This is a genomic window from Blautia sp. OF09-25XD, from assembly GCF_003482095.1.
Lineage (GTDB): Bacteria > Bacillota > Clostridia > Lachnospirales > Lachnospiraceae > Fusicatenibacter > Fusicatenibacter saccharivorans.
In genome coordinates this window covers 67,799-86,934 of record NZ_QUMG01000001.1, presented here as the reverse complement: position 1 = coordinate 86,934, position 19,136 = coordinate 67,799, and the positions used below count along the sequence as shown (strand labels likewise).

The 19,136-nt window shown below is 49.6% G+C and carries 16 protein-coding genes; 1 reads left to right on the top strand and 15 read right to left on the bottom strand.

Annotated features, from left to right (window positions below; genetic code table 11):
• Window positions 1-26 precede the first annotated feature (26 nt).
• From xerD to DXA93_RS18115, 4 genes are all read right to left on the bottom strand, one after another.
• A complete protein-coding gene (gene xerD / locus DXA93_RS00470; RefSeq protein WP_118659120.1) occupies window positions 27-908 on the bottom strand; it encodes a site-specific tyrosine recombinase XerD in 882 nt (293 codons plus the stop codon).
• A gap of 111 nt (window positions 909-1,019) precedes the next feature.
• Entirely contained in the window at window positions 1,020-1,433 is a 414-nt protein-coding gene (locus DXA93_RS00465) for a stage II sporulation protein M (RefSeq protein ID WP_243109129.1), read from the bottom strand.
• 452 nt (window positions 1,434-1,885) lie between these two features.
• On the bottom strand, window positions 1,886-2,791 hold the full coding sequence (locus DXA93_RS18120; protein ID WP_243109126.1) for a glycoside hydrolase family 3 protein: 906 nt from the start codon (window positions 2,789-2,791) through the stop codon (window positions 1,886-1,888).
• Between the two features lie 14 nt (window positions 2,792-2,805).
• A complete protein-coding gene (locus tag DXA93_RS18115) occupies window positions 2,806-4,467 on the bottom strand; it encodes a glycoside hydrolase family 3 C-terminal domain-containing protein (RefSeq protein WP_243109114.1) in 1,662 nt (553 codons plus the stop codon).
• 187 nt (window positions 4,468-4,654) lie between these two features.
• On the opposite strand from DXA93_RS18115, the gene DXA93_RS00450 reads away from it, so the two are divergent.
• Window positions 4,655-5,485 carry a helix-turn-helix transcriptional regulator gene (locus tag DXA93_RS00450; protein ID WP_117760398.1) on the top strand — a complete coding sequence of 277 codons (831 nt, stop codon included), beginning with the start codon at window positions 4,655-4,657 and terminating at the stop codon, window positions 5,483-5,485.
• A 112-nt stretch (window positions 5,486-5,597) separates the two neighbouring features.
• Here DXA93_RS00450 and rny read toward each other — a convergent pair whose 3' ends face one another.
• The 11 genes from rny to dxs all read right to left on the bottom strand — a co-directional run bounded on the left by rny (window position 5,598) and on the right by dxs (window position 19,130).
• Window positions 5,598-7,163: a ribonuclease Y gene (gene rny, locus DXA93_RS00445; protein WP_119207614.1), complete on the bottom strand. Its 1,566-nt coding sequence runs from the start codon at window positions 7,161-7,163 to the stop codon at window positions 5,598-5,600.
• Window positions 7,164-7,311: 148 nt separating this feature from the next.
• On the bottom strand, window positions 7,312-7,938 hold the full coding sequence (locus DXA93_RS00440; RefSeq protein WP_117760399.1) for a regulatory protein RecX: 627 nt from the start codon (window positions 7,936-7,938) through the stop codon (window positions 7,312-7,314).
• Window positions 7,939-9,006 carry a recombinase RecA gene (gene recA / locus DXA93_RS00435; RefSeq protein ID WP_022463338.1) on the bottom strand — a complete coding sequence of 356 codons (1,068 nt, stop codon included), beginning with the start codon at window positions 9,004-9,006 and terminating at the stop codon, window positions 7,939-7,941.
• A gap of 273 nt (window positions 9,007-9,279) precedes the next feature.
• On the bottom strand, window positions 9,280-10,722 hold the full coding sequence (gene glgA, locus DXA93_RS00430) for a glycogen synthase GlgA (protein WP_118697201.1): 1,443 nt from the start codon (window positions 10,720-10,722) through the stop codon (window positions 9,280-9,282).
• Window positions 10,723-10,914: 192 nt separating this feature from the next.
• On the bottom strand, window positions 10,915-11,715 hold the full coding sequence (gene spo0A, locus DXA93_RS00425; RefSeq protein ID WP_055218233.1) for a sporulation transcription factor Spo0A: 801 nt from the start codon (window positions 11,713-11,715) through the stop codon (window positions 10,915-10,917).
• Between the two features lie 206 nt (window positions 11,716-11,921).
• Window positions 11,922-13,142 carry a SpoIVB peptidase gene (gene spoIVB / locus DXA93_RS00420; RefSeq protein WP_158583248.1) on the bottom strand — a complete coding sequence of 407 codons (1,221 nt, stop codon included), beginning with the start codon at window positions 13,140-13,142 and terminating at the stop codon, window positions 11,922-11,924.
• Between the two features lie 165 nt (window positions 13,143-13,307).
• Entirely contained in the window at window positions 13,308-14,999 is a 1,692-nt protein-coding gene (gene recN / locus DXA93_RS00415; RefSeq protein ID WP_119207612.1) for a DNA repair protein RecN, read from the bottom strand.
• A 64-nt stretch (window positions 15,000-15,063) separates the two neighbouring features.
• Complete coding sequence (argR, locus tag DXA93_RS00410; protein WP_055218239.1) at window positions 15,064-15,540, bottom strand: arginine repressor; 477 nt, start codon at window positions 15,538-15,540, stop codon at window positions 15,064-15,066.
• Window positions 15,541-15,569: 29 nt separating this feature from the next.
• A complete protein-coding gene (locus DXA93_RS00405; protein WP_055218241.1) occupies window positions 15,570-16,427 on the bottom strand; it encodes an NAD(+)/NADH kinase in 858 nt (285 codons plus the stop codon).
• Window positions 16,428-16,446: 19 nt separating this feature from the next.
• Window positions 16,447-17,256 carry a TlyA family RNA methyltransferase gene (locus DXA93_RS00400; protein ID WP_022463346.1) on the bottom strand — a complete coding sequence of 270 codons (810 nt, stop codon included), beginning with the start codon at window positions 17,254-17,256 and terminating at the stop codon, window positions 16,447-16,449.
• On the bottom strand, window positions 17,253-19,130 hold the full coding sequence (gene dxs / locus DXA93_RS00395; RefSeq protein ID WP_117800839.1) for a 1-deoxy-D-xylulose-5-phosphate synthase: 1,878 nt from the start codon (window positions 19,128-19,130) through the stop codon (window positions 17,253-17,255). The genes DXA93_RS00400 and dxs overlap by 4 nt, the downstream gene beginning before the upstream one ends.
• Window positions 19,131-19,136 lie beyond the last annotated feature (6 nt).

The following is a 19,136-nucleotide window of genomic DNA, read 5'->3' as shown; positions in this document are numbered from 1 at the left end:
TTCCATTTCTTTTTTTGTTCAATCTGCTACTTTCTCGGATGTGCCTTCCGGTACACATCCCGGATCTTATTCACACCAAGGTGGAGATACATCTGCGTCGTCGAAATATCGGCGTGTCCCATCATCTCCTGGACACTCTTTAAGTCCGCACCATTTTGCAGCAGATGAGTTGCAAACGAATGGCGCAGGGTATGCGGCGTAATATCCGCCGTAATGCCTGCGGATTTCGCATAGGATTTCAGGATTTTCCAGAATCCCTGACGGCTCATCGGACCTCCGGAGCAGTTGACAAACAATACATCATCCTCCCGTCCATGCATCAGGGCTGCGCGCGCACTGCCCAGATACTGCTCCAACGCCTTTTTTGCCGGTCCGCCAAACGGAACGATCCGCTCCTTTTCATCGCGGCAGGTGATATAGCCCATCATAAGATTGACATCCTGTGTTTTCAAATGGATCAACTCACTGACACGGATACCGGTCGCATACAGCATTTCCAGCATTGCTTTGTCGCGGATACCCTTTGGCGTGTCGGTTTTGGGCTGGCAAAGCAGCAGATCGACCTCTGCGATGGAAAGGATCTCCGGCATTTTCCGCTCAACCCTCGGTGGCTGCAACGCTTTCGACGGGTCAGATACCATTTTTCCCTCCTGACATGCATATTGGCAAAACATATGAATCGCCGCAATGCTGCGCGAGATCGTTGCCGGGGAGAAGTGTTCCCGCTCCAGATATAATAAATAAGAATTTAAAACCGTTGCATTCATCTGCTCCGGTTTTTCTATTCCGTGCTCCTTCAAAAAAACTGCCAGCTTTCGAAGATCGCGCTGATAGGAGACTTCTGTATTTTTTGACGCTTTCTTTTCCGTCTGTAGATAGTCCGTAAATGACTGTATCGTTTCCTGCATAGCTTTTTTCCTTTTTGCTTTTTTCTCCCTCTCACTGCCCGATAAAGGGTAACAATGCTTTTAATTATATACACGTTTTTTCAAAAATGCAATTCCCTTTTCAGACCGTTTTTACAGGATTTTCGCAAGAAACCACGGATTGACATAACTCTCAAGCAGAATACCCCACAGAAGCAGGATCAGTGCAAAGAAGTAGCGCACGCCGAAGCAAAAATATTCCTTTTTCTGTATGCCGCCGGCAAGGTGATTCGTCTCTGCCATCCGGCTGCACGCAGCAGCCATCAGAAATAACGCGGCAAGGTAGAGGAAAATCTGCGGAAAAAGAGCCAGAAAAAAGAATAAAAGACCTGCCATTCCGTTCTGCAGATAGGCAGCCGAGAGAAAGACGCCACACAGAAAACCATATGCCCAAACGGCAGCAGTGGCAAAATACGCACCGATTGCCGTCAATCCAAAGAGAAGTCCCGCAAATGCCGGTGCTAACCGTACCTTTAGAAGATAGGAAAAGCAGGCCTTTGCGGAAATTTTTCTTCCAAAAAAACGCCTCCGCCTGAAAGAGGCGGACGCTATTTCCCTCCTTCATTCCCGTGTGGGATGCCGCAAGCAGCAGCAGTACACCGAGGGTCATACCGGCCGCAAACCAGAGGGCAAAAAAACGAATATATGCATTCTCATCCCGTTCTCTCATTTGCTTTTTGCGCCTCCTTATTTTCTGCCTTACTGTCAATGTATTCCGGATCTCTGGATGATATACATGAAGGATTCCAAAAGCAACGCAAAAAAAAGAAGTGCCGACTTTGCAGACCCCCATCTGCAAATGGCACTTCTTTTTTCTTTTCAGGGTCCCCCAAATGTTTCACGCACCGGAAATTCTGTCAATTTCAAACCCTGCTTTTTTGTATATCCCCATAAGATAATGTTTGCGTCTCATTCGTAATCCGCTCATTCTTCTTTAAAAACAGCTATCTGCAAATTCCCTATTTCACGGTAAGATAGGTATCCAGATCATCGAACTGATCAAGGTAGCTGACTGCGCCCTCGTACATATTGGACTGCAGTACGATATTTACCGTGTTATAGATGCAGCGTTTCAGTTCTGCCATCGTCAGAGTTCCATCTGCAAGTTCTTTTTTGATGTTCTCGTGATCCTCCGGCAGACCCGGCATTACCATGTCATTTCCGGCTCTCATGCAGCCCGCTGCCGTACACTCGCCCTGGATCTGTACGTTGGTGGTTGTCCAGTCGGTCATGATAGCTCCTGCAAATCCCCACTCATCTCTCGCTGCTTTCGTGCAGGTATCGTAGCAGTTTGCAGCGTGCACACCATTGATCAGGTTGTAAGATGTCATAATGGACATCGGCTGTGCATCTTTGACTGCGATTTCAAAGCCTTTCAGATAGATCTCACGCAGTGCACGCTCGGACAGGATGGAATCGGAGCCCATACGGTTATCCTCCTGATTGTTGCATGCGAAGTGTTTGATCGTGGTTCCGCAGCCCGGTACCTTCTGTACACCGAGCGTCATAGCAGCCGCCATCATACCGGCAAGCAGCGGATCCTCGGAATAATATTCAAAGTTTCTTCCGCAGAGCGGATTTCTGTGGATGTTCATGCCAGGTGCCAGCCACAGTGTTACGTTGAACAGCTCCATCTCATGGCCGATCATCTCGCCGACTCTCTTGATCAGTTCTACATCCCAGCTCTGTGCCAGAAGTGTTCCAACCGGAATTGCGGTACAGAACTGATAATAGGTTGTTCCGCGTTTTTCCTGCGGTTTGCTGAAGAATCCGCCTTCCAGTGCCGCCAGGAAATCGCTCGCTACGATCTCTCCGTTGTCTACCTGGTATTCTCTCTTCAGACGAAGACCTGCAGGTCCGTCCACCAGAGCAATGGTGGTTACATTCCACGGCTCCTCCGAAGCACACGGGGATGTCTCCGCTGCTGCTCCCGGAACAGAAATTCCTGCGGAGCCAAGCGCGTTGCCCTGTGCTCTTCCCGGATCACCGGTTGCAAGGAGTGCCAGCTGATCCACAGAAAGGGATTCCACAATCTTTCCTGCTTTTCCAGGAAGCTCTTCCGGTACCGCTGGTAATCTACTTTCTCAGTTGGAATCTCAGATGCTTTGAGCTCGATCACGCTCATTCTCTTTTCTTTTACTTCCTTCTGCCATACAGCCTCTCTTGCCTGAACTTTTTCTGCATCAGGAACAATCTCATTCAATTCCTCTTTCATCGGGCAGATATTTTCACACGCTGTCATGACTGCTTTCTCGTCCAGCTCCAGCGCGCCGGAGAGAACAGATGTATTCAGATCATTTCCAATCCAGATACCATACATGCCCGGCTCCAGAATCCAGGATGCGCTTTCCTCCTCATAGGAAGTCAGCTGATACAGCGGGAAGGTGATGGTCATGGTCTGGGATTCCTTAGGAGCCAGCAGTTTTGTTTTTCCAAAGCCTGCCAGACGGCGGAACTCTTTCACCAGTCTGCCCTGCGGGCAGGAAGCGTAGATCTGTACAACTTCTTTTCCTGCATAAGTATCGCCGGTGTTGGTGACGGTAACAGTCACGCTTACTTTCGGATTCATCATACCGCGGCCGCTTACTTTGATGTCATCGGTTCTGATCTCGAAATCGGTGTAGGACATACCGTAACCGAAGGAGTAACGGACTGGTACTTCAAAGGTATCGAAGTAACGGTATCCAACGAAGATACCCTCTTCGTATTTTTCTTTCATGAGGTCGCCGCTCTTGTAGCTGTAAACCTCTGCACCCGGATAATCATAGTAATCTTTTGCCCAGGTATCTGTCATTTTTCCGGATGGGGTTACATCGCCGCTTACAACATCAGCAAATGCATTTCCGCCTTCCTGGCCTGCCTGTACGTACTGTAAAATAGAGCGGATATTGTCAAATTCTTCTACGAATGCCAGATCCATCAGGCCGCCGGTGTTGATAACAAGAACAACGTTTTTATAGCATCTGGAAACCTGTGCCAGAATAGCTTTCTCTTCTTTGGAGATGAAGTAGTCACCCTCCGTATCAAAACGGTCTTTGTTCTCTCCTGCGATACGTGCCAGAACGAAGAATGCGGTGTCTGCACCGTCGGCTGCTGCTTTCTCTTCATCGATTGGGTTTCCGGATGGCATAAAGAACGGGGTTGCAGAGTAAGCATCAAAGAATTTTGTGTCGTCTCCGTTCAATTTTGTGAAAATCTCATTTTTCCAGTCCAGTCTTGCCTGTACGTAGAGTTTATCGTAATCCTCCAGCCATTCACTGCTTGTTACGTCGTAGCCTGCATTTTTCATGCCCTGGAAAATATTAACGCTGTCACGCTCATTGACATCGCCGGAACCGGTGCCTCCTTTGATGGTGCGGATCGCACCTGCTCCGTAAAGACCTACCTTGCTGCCCTTTGCCAGCGGCAGGAAATGATCTTTGTTTTCCAGAAGAACGAATCCCTCTGCTGCTGCCTCGCGGGCAAGTTTGCGGTGATCTGTTTCACGCTGGGTTACTTCCGGAGATGTAGTTCCGTTAAAGGTTCTTACCTTTGCTTTCATGTCTTTGTTCCTCCCAAACTTTGTTTCGTACTAATGTCTCCATTATCTTCCCTTTTTCGTGTAACTTCTAGTTCCTTTCTTGTCCTTTCTCTGGTTGATATTGATATTTCGCCCAATTTCTGGTACAATATTCTTATCTTTTTTGATTATAATTGACGTATATTTCTATCACATCCTGGAGGTACTTATGGAATCCTGCTTTTACGAAACAATACACGAAACCGATCTGCTGCACGTCCGTTTTGAGCTGCAGGATGCGCCCGCTTTTGTTTTTCCGGCGCACTGGCACGAATATGTGGAAATTCTCTATCTGATCAGGGGACAGTTTTCCGCGATTGTCCAGGCAACGGAGTATCGGTTAAACGAGGGCGATCTGATTATCATCAACTCCGGCGACCTCCATATGACGCGCTCCAACACCTGTACATATCTTCTGCTGCAGATTTCCGCAAGCCAGATGCGCCAATATCTGCCGGACTTTGATACGATGCGTTTCGACACGATCATTCCCTACTCGGAACAGCCGGCTCCGCTCCGCGCACTGCTCTCGGAGATGAACGAGATCCGGCAGAATCCTTCCGATTCATACCAGCTTCTCTTTACCTCACGACTGTACGAATTTCTGTACCATCTCTGCCGGTCGTATTCCCACCAGATCCCTTCGGCATCCCTCACGGGTTCACAGCGCGATCTGCAGCGCGTGACACACGTTATGAACTGGGTGAAAGTGCATTACCCGGAACCGTTAAGCCTCGAAACAGCCGCGGATTCCCTGGCGCTCTCGAAGGAGTATTTCTGCCGGCTCTTTAAAAAGTATACCGGACAGACCTTTCTCGAATATCTGAACGATGTGCGCACGATGCACCTGTACGAAGATTTACAGAATTCCGACGAAACGATCACGGTACTGATGGAGAAAAACGGGCTGTCGAATTACAAAATTTTTATGCGGACCTTCAAAAAGCTGTATGGCTCTACACCTCAGAAAATGCGCTCGAATCGGATACGGCACGTATAAATTCTTTTGAAATTTACTGTTCTTATACACACTGAAAAGGCTGTGGAACATGATTGCTCATGTCCACAGCCTCTTTTTGATTTCGTTATTAAATTGTTTCGTAGAAAGTCTTTTATTTCGCGTAATCCGTTACACGGCTCTCGCGGATAACATTGACCTTGATCTGTCCCGGGTATTCCAGTTCAGCTTCGATCTGTTTCGAGATATCCCTTGCGAGCAGTACCATTTCAGAATCGGATACCTGCTCAGGAACAACCATGATGCGGACTTCTCTACCAGCCTGAATAGCAAAAGATTTTTCGACACCCTTGAACGAATTCGTGATGTCTTCCAACTGTTTTAATCTGTTGGTATATGTTTCGAGTGTTTCTCTTCTTGCACCCGGTCTTGCTGCGGAAATTGCATCCGCTGCCTGAACGATACATGCAATCAAAGACTGGGGCTCTACATCCCCGTGATGTGATTCTACTGTGTTGATCACAATCTGAGATTCTTTGTACTTTTTGCAGAGATCTGCACCGATCTGAATGTGAGATCCTTCTACCTCATGGTCGATGGATTTACCGATATCATGAAGCAGTCCGGCACGTTTTGCCATGCGGACATCGCATCCTACCTCTCCTGCGAGGAGACCGGAAAGCTGTGCTACCTCGATCGAATGCTTTAATGCATTCTGTCCGTAGCTGGAACGGAATTTCATTCTTCCAAGGAGACGGATCAGCTCCGGATGAAGTCCGTGTACACCGACTTCCAGTGCGGCTGCCTCGCCTTCCTCGCGAATATTCTGTTCTACTTCTTTGCGGGCCTTTTCTACCATCTCTTCGATGCGGGCCGGATGGATTCTTCCGTCTACGATCAGTTTTTCCAGAGCAATTCTTGCCACCTCACGGCGAATCGGATCGAATGAGGAAAGAACGACTGCTTCCGGTGTATCGTCGATGATCAGGTCAACGCCTGTCATGGTTTCGAGTGTACGGATGTTTCGTCCTTCACGACCGATGATGCGGCCTTTCATTTCATCGCTCGGAAGCTGTACCACGGAGATGGTACTCTCGGATACGTGATCGACAGCACATTTCTGAATAGCTGTTACCACATACTCTTTTGCCTTACGGCCTGCTTCCTCTTTTGCTCTGCTCTCCAGCTCTTTGTAGAGCTTTGCTGTGTCGATTTTTACTTCGTCTTCCACAGATTTTAACAGATACTCTTTTGCTTCCTCGGAGGTAAAACCGGAAATTCTTTCCAGTTCCTGTACTCCTTTTTCGTGTAGACCGTCTACTTCCTTTTCTTTCCTTCTGACGCTTGCCTCTTTTGCTGCAATTTCGTTTTCACGACGCTCCAATACGTCCGCTTTTTTATCTACAGATTCTTCTTTCGATAAAACGCGCTTCTCATATTTCTGCAGTTCCGCTCTGCGCTCTCGGGTCTCTTTTTCTACTTCATTCTTCGTACGAAGAGACTCCTCCTTCGCCTCCAGCAGGGCTTCCCGTTTCTTAGTTTCGGCAGTTTTCAGTGCTTCATCTATGATGTTTCTCGCCTTTTCTTCCGCTGTGCCAATTTTTTCAGCATCCTGCTTGATTTTATTGTCCACAGCAATTTTCCTGGTAACAGGAACCGCAATAAGCAGCGTGACTACTACAGCAATGAATACCAGCAGAATTGTAATACCTGTACCCATTACCGGAGCACCTCCTTATTTAGTTTTCATTGCACATTTACAACACTACAATTTTATACTGTTTTCACAAATTTGTCAATGTTTTAAAAATATTCATGTAATTTATTGCACATAATTTCGCGGCATGTGGCGGAATCGCCGGGAATATTCAGGATTCTTCGTCAGCGGAATCTTGGTATTCTTCCAGTGCCCGACGGATTTCGGAACTGCCGAATCCCTTCCGCGTCAGAAAACCGGCGGCACGGCGGTACTCTTTTTCATCCAGCCGGTGCGGCGTGCCGAGCTTTGCGAAGGCGGCACTTTTTGCAAGTTCATACTCATCGCGGGCATCCTCCTGCTCTTCCAGGACGGATTCCACCAGTTCCCGGTCCACGCCTTTCTGTGCCAGCGCATAGAGGACTGCCTTTTTCCCTTTTTTCGCACCGCTGCCCGCAAGATACTGCTCCACGTATGCGCGGTCGTCGATATAGTGAAAGCTCTCCACGTACGAGACAGCCTCTTCAATGGCTCTCTCGGGATAGCCGTCTTTTCGTAACTTATCTTCCAGCTCTTTTTTCGTCCGCATCTGTCTGAGCAGCAGATACATCGCGCGGTGTTTGGCCCTTTTAGTCAGCACTTCCCCTGCCAGCTTTTCGTAAACCTCATCGGGAAGCTCCTCCTGCTCTTTGATGCGGGAAGCGCGGATTTCCCCGTTATAAAGAACCAGATCCTCTCCGTCATCGAAGAGGATCCGTGATTTCTTTTTATTCAGAGGACGAATCTCTGTCACAAACATTTATTCGTCGTCTCCTTCGGTTTCCGGAACTGCTGCTGTTTCTTCTGTGCCTTCCGGCGCTTCTTCCTTGATCAGGCCGTAAGCCACGCGCACTTTGTGCTCGATCTCATCCATGATTTCCGGATGCTCGCGCAGGTATGCTTTCGCATTTTCGCGTCCCTGGCCGATCTTGTCGCCGCCGTATGCGAACCATGCGCCGCTCTTCTGTACGATGCCGACGGAAGCTGCCAGATCCAGAACATCTCCTTCTTTGGAGATTCCTTTTCCGAACATGATATCAAATTCTGCCTCGCGGAACGGCGGAGCTACTTTGTTTTTCACGACTTTGATTCTGGTACGGTTTCCGACCATCTCTCCGCCCTGCTTTAAGGCTTCAATTCTTCTGACATCGAGACGGATGGAAGAATAGAATTTCAGTGCACGGCCGCCGGTTGTGGTCTCCGGATTTCCGAACATGACACCGACTTTTTCACGCAGCTGGTTGATAAAGATAACAATACAATTGGATTTGCTGATCGCTGCAGTCAGTTTCCGGAGTGCCTGAGACATCAGACGCGCCTGCAGTCCGACGTGGGAATCTCCCATGTCGCCGTCGATCTCGGCTTTTGGAACGAGGGCTGCAACAGAGTCCACGATGATGATGTCTACCGCACCGGAACGGACCATCGTCTCGGTGATCTCAAGTGCCTGCTCGCCGTTGTCCGGCTGTGAGATATAAAGGTTTTCAATATCAACACCGATGTTTTTGGCATAGGCCGGATCGAGCGCATGCTCTGCATCGATGAAGCCGGCGATTCCGCCGCGTTTCTGTACTTCGGCTACCATGTGGAGCGCTACGGTTGTTTTACCGGAAGACTCCGGTCCATATACCTCAATAATTCTTCCCTTCGGCACACCGCCAAGACCGAGTGCGATATCCAGGCTTAAAGAGCCGGTCGGGATGGTTTCCACGTTCATGTTTGCTGCGGAATCTCCGAGCTTCATGACAGCTCCTTTTCCGTACTGTTTTTCAATCTGTCCAAGTGCGGCATCGAGTGCACGCAGTTTATCTTCGTTATTATTTCCCATACTGAATATTCTCCTTACCACGCGAACGTCCGTTCGCTTCTGTATACATACTATTACAAATCTGCTTTGTTGTCAACTGTTTTTCTTGTGTCTTTTTTCAGCTCCCAAATCCTCTGCACCGGAGCTGCTTCGAATATATCCTTATGCACAAGTGTAGCATATTCCACTCTCTTGCTGCAACCCAAAAATACTGCAAAAAAATCCCGAAACGGCTTTTCTTTCCTCTTCTGCCATTTCGGGATTTTTTTCTTATTTTTCAGAATGCAGACCAGCTTATCCGATCAACCAGTTGTACATTTCCTCGTACTGTTTTGCGGAATTCGCCCAGGAGAAATCCTGTACCATTGCGCGGTCGATCATCTTGTTCCACTCGCGTTTTTTGTCGTAATAGATGCGCTCTGCGTACCGCACGGTACCCATCATCTCATGCGCATTGTAGTTTGTGAAGCTGAATCCAGTTCCTGTTCCCTCGTACTCATTGTACGGCTCTACGGTGTCTTTGAGGCCGCCGGTCTCGCGGACGATCGGAAGGGTTCCGTAGCGGAGGCTCATGAGCTGGGAGAGTCCGCATGGCTCAAACAGGGACGGCATCAGGAAGGCATCGCAGGATGCATAGATCTTGTGCGACATTGCATCGGAATAGTAGATGTTTGCCGAAACCTTCTTGTCATATTTCCATGCGAAGTGGCGGAACATGTTCTCGTAGCGCTCCTCGCCGGTTCCAAGGATCACAAACTGTACGGCATCCTGGCACATCTCATCCATCATATAGCTGATGAGGTCGAAGCCCTTCTGATCGGTCAGACGGGATACGATACCGATCATCATCGTCTTCGGATTGACCTCGAGTCCTAACTCCTCCTGCAGTGCCAGTTTATTTTTCACTTTCTCTTTACGGAAGTTCTTTACATTGAAATTCTTTGCAATCTGAGCGTCTGTCTCCGGGTTCCACTCATTGTAGTCGAGTCCGTTTACAATACCGCGCAGATCGTTTGCTCTTGCACACATCAGACCGTCGAGTCCTTCGCCATAGAACGGGGTCTGAATCTCCTGCGCGTATGTATTGCTGACGGTGGTGATCGCATCTGCGTAAACCAGACCGCCCTTCAAGTAGCTGGCATCGTGTTTGAACTCCAGCTTATCCGGTGTGAAGTAGTAGTCGGAAAGGCCGGTAATGCTCTGAATCGTCTTGCGGTCCCAGATGCCCTGGAATTTCAGGTTGTGGATCGTCATGACGGTTTTGATTCCCCGATAGAATTCATCTGCCTGGAAACGCTCGTGCAGGTAAACCGGAACGAGACCGGTCTGCCAGTCGTGGCAGTGGATGAGATCCGGGCGGAAGCCGATGGTCGGTAAAATGGAAAGCGCTGCTTTACTGAAGTAAGCAAATTTTTCCAGATCCCACGGCATGCCCGCATATGGAGTGCTTCCTCCGAAATGCTCCTCGTTGTCGATAAAGTAGAATTTGATGCCTTCATATTCCATCTCGAAAATGCCGACATACTGCTGTCTCCAGTTCAGATCCATGTAGAAGTTTGTCACATACTGCATCTGATTTTTAAACTGTTCTTTGATTCCTGCGTATTTTGGAATCACCACGCGCACATCAAAATACTCTTTCGGGAAGTATTTCGGCAGAGAACCTACTACATCCGCCAGACCGCCTGTTTTGATGAACGGTACACACTCTGAAGCCACGAACAAAATATTTTTCATGAAAAGAATCCTCCTGTAATTTCATGCTGATTATCGCATCTTTGTTTTTCTGTAATTCCTTCCTTTTTGTCACGATCCTATGAAACGCGAAAGGATAATCAACGTCCTGTCTGTATTATACCGTACTTTGTCCAGAAAAAAAAGTCTAAACTTCTGTAATTTCTCCGTTTGTTCGGATTTTTTTGTTACTTTTTACTGATTTTTCAGTTCAAGACGTATTTTATCTGCAATTAATGCAATAAATTCAGAATTTGTCGGTTTACCCTTGCGGTTGTTCACGGTATAGCCAAACAGCTCGTCGATTGTGTCCATTTTGCCGCGGCTCCAGGCCACTTCAATCGCATGGCGGATGGCACGCTCGACACGACTTGACGTTGTCTGGTGGCGTTTCGCGATGGTCGGATAGAGAATCTTGGTAATGGAATTAAGCATTTCCGTGTCCTCTACGGAAAGCAGAATCGCATCGCGCAGGTACTGGTATCCTTTGATATGGGCAGGAACGCCGATCTCGTGGATCATATTTGTCACATCGATTTCCAGACTGTTTTCCGGCGGACAGATCGGCTCTTTTCCGGGGTTTGTAAAATTTCTTGGATGGTATCTTCTTACTGCTGTCATTCCTTTTGTTGCTTTGATCCGGTTCAGAAGAGTTTCGTTGTCGAACGGTTTTAAGACGTAATAGTAAGCGCCGAGCCGGAACGCATCTTCGGTGATCCTCTCCTCTCCTACGGCGGAGACAACGATAAAGGCAGGTCTTTTTTTCAGATTTTTATCCTCATTGACTTTCTCCATTACAGTCAGACCATCCATCTTCGGCATGAAAATGTCAAGCAGTACGACGTCCGGTTCTTTGTCGCGGATGATACTGTAGATATCATTTCCGTTTCCGGTCTGCCCGATCAGTTCAAGCGTGTCATCCTGTTTTATGACGTTCCCAAGCATTTCCTGCATGCGTTCGTTATCATCCGCGATGGCAATGTTGATCTTTTCCATAAAGCTCTCCTTTGCAAAAACTCATAGTCTTTCCGGAATTTCACTGCATCCGTTTTCTTCTGAACTTTTTCCAATCACACAGACATTATAATTTTATTTTTTCGCATTTTCAATATATTTCCCGTAAATTTTTGAAAATTCGATCGACATTTTCCGTAAAAATTCGGAAGTTTGTAACAATTTCAACCAAATTAACGCATATTTTTTCAGTTCCGTGCAAGCATGTTTTCCGCAAAGACACCGTAGCCTTTTTCTGGATGGTTTACGAAAACATGGGTAATGGCGCCGATCAGCCTTCCGTTCTGGAGCACCGGCGAGCCGGAATTTCCCTGTACGATGCCGCCGGTTTTCTGTAGCAGCCGTTGATCGGTAATTTCGAGCACAAAATTTTTGTTCGTATTCTCGCTTCCAAGATCGATTTCCGTAATCTCCGCCTCATACTCTTCTACCGTATTGTCCACGCACATCCGCACGGTGGCCGGGCCCGTCTCGATCTCCTGCCGGTAGGCAATTTCCGTCACGGTAAGCGGCAGTGCACTGCTTTTTTCCCTGTCCAGAACGCCGTGGATACCGTAGATGGTATTCTCCGCCACTAACCCGATACGGTTCTTTTCTTCGTAATGGATCACGCCCTGCAGTTCACCCGGTACACCCGCTTTTCCCGGGATCACAGACAGAATCTGTGTCAGATACAGTTCTCCGCCGTTCAATTGGAGCATTTTTCCGGTATCGACATCACTGATTCCATGGCCGAGCGCTGCAAAGGTTCCGTCCGGTTCCACGAAAGTCAGTGTTCCGATTCCCTGCATATTGTCGCGGACCCAGGCCCCGAGGCGGCAGGTGCCGTCCTGGCTTTTCTGCGGTGTCACCTGCACCTCGATCGTTTCCCCGTCCCGAAGCAGGGAAAGACACACCGGAGAACCGTTTGATACTTTTACTGCATCAATCAGCTCCTGCTTGCTGCGGATGCTCTGTCCGTTTACTTTTGTGATATAGTCGCCTTCCCGCAGAATATTTTCTGACGGACGGCTGACGGTTCCGTCGGACGAACGGATTTCGGCTGTACGGATCACCATCACACCGTCGGTCTCCATATAGATACCGACCGGCGCGCCGCAGACGGCAACTTTCGGCCGTTCTTCCTGGATCACACGGATCTTTTTCAGCGGGATCCCGGCGGCGGAACATTCTACAACCGTTTCTCCCGTTTCTCCGAATTCGGTTTTTTCTGCTTCCTTCGTATCTTCCGAAATCGTCAGAAGCGGATGTTTCGTGAGCGGCTGAAACGGGCTTTCGCTGTTCTCATCCACATACATCGTATCCGGCAGGGATTCGCGCATGGCATCGTAGCCAAGAAGAACAGCGAGGATCAGAAACAGCGCCGCCAGCGCAAGCAGGACTCTTCGGTATTTTTGTTTTCTCGTCATTTGCATTCCCATCCTTTCCGCCGCAGGGCAGAACTGCGGCATTTCTTTTGTTTTCGCGGCGGTCGTCAAGTTCTCGTGCAGGCACGGACTTTGACTCGCCGCCCGCGAAAAAGAGGGAAACCACGCTTTGTTTCGTGATTTCCCTCTTAGTATGCGGACTTCTCTTTATTTGAGTCTTGCAGATTTTTGTACCTGTGCCAATTCCTTCATCTCGCTGGCATTTGCCAGAACAGAATCCGTAATTTTCGCGCCGCCGAGCATTCTTGCCAGTTCTCTGACAGAATCTTCCTCGGATAATGGATGGATCGATGTGACGGTCTCGTTTTCTTCGACGTTTTTTTCGATTTCAAAATGAGAATCTGCCATCGCTGCGATCTGCGGCAGATGGGTGATGCAGATGACCTGATGGCGCTGCCCGATCTGTGCCATTTTTTCGGAAACTTTCTGCGCCGTCCTTCCGCTGATTCCGGTGTCGATTTCATCGAAAATCAGGGTTTCTGTCTCGTCGCGGTCGGCAAGAATCGTCTTGATTGCAAGCATGATTCGCGACAGTTCACCGCCGGAAACAACTTTCGCCAGCGGACGGATCGCTTCGCCCGGGTTTGTGGAGATTAAGAACTCCACAGCATCGGTTCCGTTTTCGGTGTAGCTTTTTGTCTTTTCAAATGAAATTTCAAATGCGACATGCAGGAAATTCAGGTCGCGCAGACCTTCGATAATCTGTGTTTCGAGCCGTTTTGCATAGTTTCTGCGGATTTTGGACAGATTATGTGCGGCCGCATCCAGTTTCTGCTCCGTTTTCTGTAACTGCTCCTGCAGTGCGGCACGGCAGCTCTCAAAATTTTCCAGTTTTTCCAGTTTTTTCTGCTGTTCTTCGCGGTATGCGGTGATCTCTTCCATCGTCTTTCCATACTTTGCTTTCAGGCGGTTGATCTCATCGAGCCGCTTTTCCGTCTCGTAATACTCTTCTTCAGAAAAGGTCAGTTCGGAAAGATATGCGGAAATTTCGCGGTTGAAATCATTCAGCAGTCCGTCAATATCGGAAAGGGTCTGCGACGGACCGGAAAGTGCATCGTCGTACACCGCGGCCTGCTGCAGCTCCCGGATTGCGCGGCCGACCTGCTCCCCGGCGCTGTTCTCTGCACCGTAGCCGGTGATCGCATATACCGTCTGCAGAGATTCCGCGATCTTTTTCGCATGGCCCATTTTCCGGTACGCAGTTTCCAACGCTTCGTCCTCGCCCTCTTTTAGCTCTGCCTGATCAATCTCGTTGATTTCAAACGTAAGAAATGCTGCCTCCCGCTTTCTTGCCTCCTCGTCGAGTTCGTACGCCGAGAGCTCCTTTCGGACATTCTTCCACTCCTGGTACAGCGCCCGGACCTCTCCTTTTGCCGTGGCCGCCTCGGTTCCCGCAAACGCGTCAAGAATCGCGATCTGCCGGTCCGGATAGAGCAGCGACTGGTGCTCATGCTGGCCGTGGATGTCGAGCAGCAGGGACGCAAGAGCTTTTACCTGCGAGATATTGCATGCCTCGCCATTGATGCGGCAGACGCTGCGGGATCCGGTGATCTTTCTGGAAATAATCACCTGTCCCTCCTCCGCCTCGAGATCCGTCTCTTTTAACAGCTCCAGCACATGCGGATTTTCGGTTTCAAAGACCAGTTCCACCAGCGCGCTTGTCTCTCCCGTCCGGATCATCTCGCGGGATATCTTCTTTCCAAGCGCCGCGTTGATCGAACCGATCAGGATGGATTTTCCGGCTCCGGTTTCTCCGGTCAGTATATTCAGGCCCGGACCGAACTCCACTTCCGCTTCGTCGATCAGGGCCAGATTTTTTACGTGTAAGTTTGTGAGCATTCTTTTCCTCCGGTGTCACACCTGCTGTCATCTTTTTGTCTCTTTTTGCAGAGACGTGCGTTCTTTAGAACTCTTCGCCCGTCTCCTCCATGCCGTCCACCATTTTTTTCAGTCGTTCTGCTGCCACAAGCGCCGCATCATCGTCTCTTGCCACGCAGAGAATCGTATCGTCTCCGCCGATGCAGCCGACAATTTCATTCCAGTTCATCTCATCGAAAGCCGCTGCCGCCGCCATCGCCATTCCAGACACGGTTTTGATGACCAGAATATTTTTGGCAAGATCAACAGAAATAAACGCGTCTTTTAACACGCGCGCATAGCGGCTCCCAACCTCGGACGGTGCGTTCTGCAGAACCGCATAGCGGCTTCCGCCGTTCTCTTTTGGTACTTTTGTGAGCTTCAGCTGGCGGATATCCCTCGAAATCGTCGCCTGCGTTACGGCAAAGCCGCTCTCCTCCAGCTTCTTTGCCAGCTCCTCCTGTGTTTCAATATCATATTGGTTAATTAATTTGATAATCTGTGCATGTCTCGCGATTTTCATTTCAAGCATCCTTCCCCAGTAACTATATCTTAAATGTTTGCCATTTTCTTTCTTAATGTCTCCAGAAAACTGATGTTGCTGATTTTCACAATCAGAGTATCCCGTCTGGCCTTTTTGATCACGATCCGGTCGCCGGTTTTCATCGGAACGCGGGTGTCGCCGTCAAAATATGCCATGCCCTGTTCAATGCCGCCGTCTCTCGAAGGCCCGAGCTCCACCTCGATCACATCCTCTGCCGGAAAGACAATGCTTCTCGTATTCAGGGTGTGCGGGGCAAGCGGTGTCATCAGCATCAGGCTGGCTGACGGTGAGATGATCGGGCCGCCCGCGGAGAGGCTGTAGCCGGTCGAACCGGTCGGCGTTGCGATGATGATGCCATCGGCGCTGTAGGAATTTAAAAACTCCCCGTTGACGTAATTGTCGAACCGGACGACACGCAGGTTTCCCTCACGGGTGATCGTAATGTCGTTGAGTGCCGCGTCCTCCGCAATCAGCTTTCCGTCTCGGTAAATCGATCCGCAGAGCATCATGCGGTGCTCAATCGTATACTCATCCGCCATCAAATGATCCAGCGCCAGATAAAGCGTGTCACGGTCGATTTCCGCAAGATAGCCGAGCGTTCCCAGATTGATGCCGAGCAGTGGAATCTGTAAATCCACCACGTCGCCTGCTGCCTGCAGAAGCGTGCCGTCACCACCGAGCACCAGAATGCCGTCGATATCTGACGGAACCTTCGCCGGATCCGTATAATGGTATTTTTCCCCTTTTTCGCTGTTATCGCAGAGAAGACACGTTTTTCCGCGCTCCTCCAGATATTGCCTGATCTGGTCTGTCACGGTAAGGTCCGGGTCTTTTGCTCTGTTTGTGATCAGGTAAAATCGCTCCATATCATGCTCCTTAACCCTTTTATTTATCCAGTGTATCGTGTGCGCTCTTTACAACGGCGTCTACATCGACATTGGTCTCTTCCTCTGTCACGCCGTCCGGCAGCCGGACAAGGTGAACGAGATACTCGATATTTCCCTCCGGTCCTTTGATCGGAGAAAATTCCAGATGGCGCACGCCGAAGGAAATGCTTTTCGCATAGGAAATGACCATCTCAATGACTTCTTTGTGTACAGCCGGATCACGGACAACACCTTTTTTGCCGACTTTTTCGCGTCCTGCCTCAAACTGCGGCTTGATCAGAGCTGCAATTTCGCCGTTCTCTTCCATCAGATTTCGAACCGGAAGCAGCACCTTGGTCAGGGAGATAAACGATACGTCGATCGATACGAAGGACGGTCTCTCCTCGATATCCTCCGTCACGACGTAACGGATGTTCGTGCGCTCCATGCAGACAACGCGCGGATCGTTCCGCAGCTTCCAGTCGAGCTGGCCGTGGCCGACATCCACGGAATATACCTTGACGGCGCCGTTCTGCAGCATACAGTCGGTAAAGCCGCCGGTGGATGCTCCGACATCCATGCAGACCTTTCCATCCAGGGTAAGGTTAAAGTTTTTCATTGCTTTCTCTAATTTTAAGCCGCCGCGGCTCACATACGGCAGTGGTTTTCCTTTTAAGACAATCTCCACTTCTTCCGGGAACATGGAACCGGCTTTATCCTCCCGCTCATTGTCCACCAGAACTTCTCCTGCCATAATCATGGCTTTCGCTTTTTCCCGCGATGTGGCAAGGCCCCGTTCTACCAGTAATACATCTAATCGTTTTTTCATCTTTCTTCCTGCCCCTGTTTTCTGTAGTATTCCTCAATTCTGCCGCAGATATCTTCCGGCGTAAAGCCGACCTGTTTCATCTGGTATGATACACTTCCGTGCGGAATAAAGCGGTCCGGCAGTGCAATGATCTCCACGCCGAACGGAAGGTCTTCTTCCTCGGCAAAAGCAAGGACGCGCTCTCCAAAGCCGCCGTCTTTTACATTTTCCTCGAGTGTTACGACAAGCTCATACGTATCGGCAAAGCTTCGAAGAAGTTCTTCATCGATTGGTTTGACGAACCGCGCATTCACAAGCGCCGCATCCATATCCATCCGCTCTTTTAACTGTTTCTGCACTTCTTCTGCCATTTTTACCATACTGCCGACGGCAAGAAGTGCAACACGGCTTCCCTCATGGATCACTTCTGATTTTCCGAGGCAGATGGGCGCACGGAACTCTTTTAATCCCGTATACGCTTCCCCTCTCGGGTAGCGCACCGCGATCGGGCCGTCGTAATCGACCGCAAATTTGATCATATCCGAAAGCTCCCAGAGGTTCTTCGGTGCAAGAATTGTCATATTCGGCATCGAACCCAGATAGGAAAGGTCGAAAATGCCGTGGTGTGTCTCCCCGTCGTAGCCCACAAGACCGGCGCGGTCAATCGCAAAGACGACATGGAGATTCTGCATACAGACGTCATGCATGATCTGATCGTACGCCCGCTGCAGGAATGAAGAATAAATCGCAACGACAGGCGTAATGCCGCCGAGTGACAGTGCCGCTGCAAATGTCACCGCGTGCTCTTCTGCGATTCCCACATCGAAACAGCGGTCCGGGAACATGTTGTAGAAGCGTTTCAGTCCGACACCGGTCATCATCGCCGCCGTGACTGCCGCAACATCCTTTCTTCGATCTCCCATTTTCCGCATGACTGTGGAAAAGACATCCGTGTACGTCGGATTGGATTTTCCAACCGGCAATCCTGTTTTCACATCGAACGGACCCGCACCGTGGAATCTTGCCGGGTGGCGCATCGCCGGCTCATAGCCGCGGCCCTTCTGTGTCAGGACATGCACCAGAATCGGTCCTTCAAACCGTTTTGCTTCCTGGAAGGTCTTGATCAGCTGCGGAATGTTGTGGCCGTCCACAGGACCTAAATACGTAAGTCCCATATCCTCAAACAGCATGCCCGGAATGATGATCTGTTTGATGCTGCTTTTCGTCTTCCGCATCGCATCCACCATGCCAGGTCCGATGCCCGGAATGCGGTTCAATGCCTTTGTGACGTCCATCTTGAAATCCGTGTACGCCGATGCCGTCCGAAGGCCGGACAGGTACGATGACATACCGCCGACATTCTCGGTGATCGACATTTCGTTGTCATTTAAAACGATAATAAAATTCGATTTCAGGCTGGCCGCATTGTTCAGCGCCTCGTACGCCATGCCGCCGGTCAGCGCACCATCTCCGATGATCGAAACAACGGAATAATTTTCTTTTTTCAGTTCCCGTGCACGCACATAGCCGACGCCTGCGGAAATCGAGGTCGAGCTGTGGCCGGTGTCGAATACATCGCAGTCACTCTCGCTCCGCTTCGGGAATCCGCTGATGCCGCCTTCCCGGCGCAGCGTTTCAAACCCGTCTTTCCGCCCGGTCAGAATCTTGTGCGTGTAGGACTGGTGTCCCACATCCCAGATCAGCTTGTCTTTTGGAAGATCGAAGACGCGGTGCATCGCAATCGTCAGTTCCACGACACCAAGATTGGACGCCAGATGGCCGCCGGTTTTACTCAAAGACTCGATAATAAATTCCCGGATTTCCTCTGCAAGCGCCGGAAGCTGGTCCGCCGGAATCTTCTTAATATCGTTTGGTTTCTGTATTTTTTCTAACATGAAATC

What these genes read in the sequence shown, in the direction of transcription:
- xerD (WP_118659120.1), bottom strand. Translation starts at nt 908, where the DNA reads ATGCAGGAAACGATACAGTCATTTACGGACTATCTACAGACGGAAAAG.
- DXA93_RS18115 (WP_243109114.1), bottom strand. Translation starts at nt 4,467, where the DNA reads ATGAAAGCAAAGGTAAGAACCTTTAACGGAACTACATCTCCGGAAGTA.
- DXA93_RS00450 (WP_117760398.1), top strand. Translation starts at nt 4,655, where the DNA reads ATGGAATCCTGCTTTTACGAAACAATACACGAAACCGATCTGCTGCAC.
- rny (WP_119207614.1), bottom strand. Translation starts at nt 7,163, where the DNA reads ATGGGTACAGGTATTACAATTCTGCTGGTATTCATTGCTGTAGTAGTC.
- DXA93_RS00440 (WP_117760399.1), bottom strand. Translation starts at nt 7,938, where the DNA reads ATGTTTGTGACAGAGATTCGTCCTCTGAATAAAAAGAAATCACGGATC.
- recA (WP_022463338.1), bottom strand. Translation starts at nt 9,006, where the DNA reads ATGGGAAATAATAACGAAGATAAACTGCGTGCACTCGATGCCGCACTT.
- glgA (WP_118697201.1), bottom strand. Translation starts at nt 10,722, where the DNA reads ATGAAAAATATTTTGTTCGTGGCTTCAGAGTGTGTACCGTTCATCAAA.
- spo0A (WP_055218233.1), bottom strand. Translation starts at nt 11,715, where the DNA reads ATGGAAAAGATCAACATTGCCATCGCGGATGATAACGAACGCATGCAG.
- spoIVB (WP_158583248.1), bottom strand. Translation starts at nt 13,142, where the DNA reads ATGACGAGAAAACAAAAATACCGAAGAGTCCTGCTTGCGCTGGCGGCG.
- recN (WP_119207612.1), bottom strand. Translation starts at nt 14,999, where the DNA reads ATGCTCACAAACTTACACGTAAAAAATCTGGCCCTGATCGACGAAGCG.
- argR (WP_055218239.1), bottom strand. Translation starts at nt 15,540, where the DNA reads ATGAAAATCGCGAGACATGCACAGATTATCAAATTAATTAACCAATAT.
- DXA93_RS00405 (WP_055218241.1), bottom strand. Translation starts at nt 16,427, where the DNA reads ATGGAGCGATTTTACCTGATCACAAACAGAGCAAAAGACCCGGACCTT.
- DXA93_RS00400 (WP_022463346.1), bottom strand. Translation starts at nt 17,256, where the DNA reads ATGAAAAAACGATTAGATGTATTACTGGTAGAACGGGGCCTTGCCACA.
- dxs (WP_117800839.1), bottom strand. Translation starts at nt 19,130, where the DNA reads ATGTTAGAAAAAATACAGAAACCAAACGATATTAAGAAGATTCCGGCG.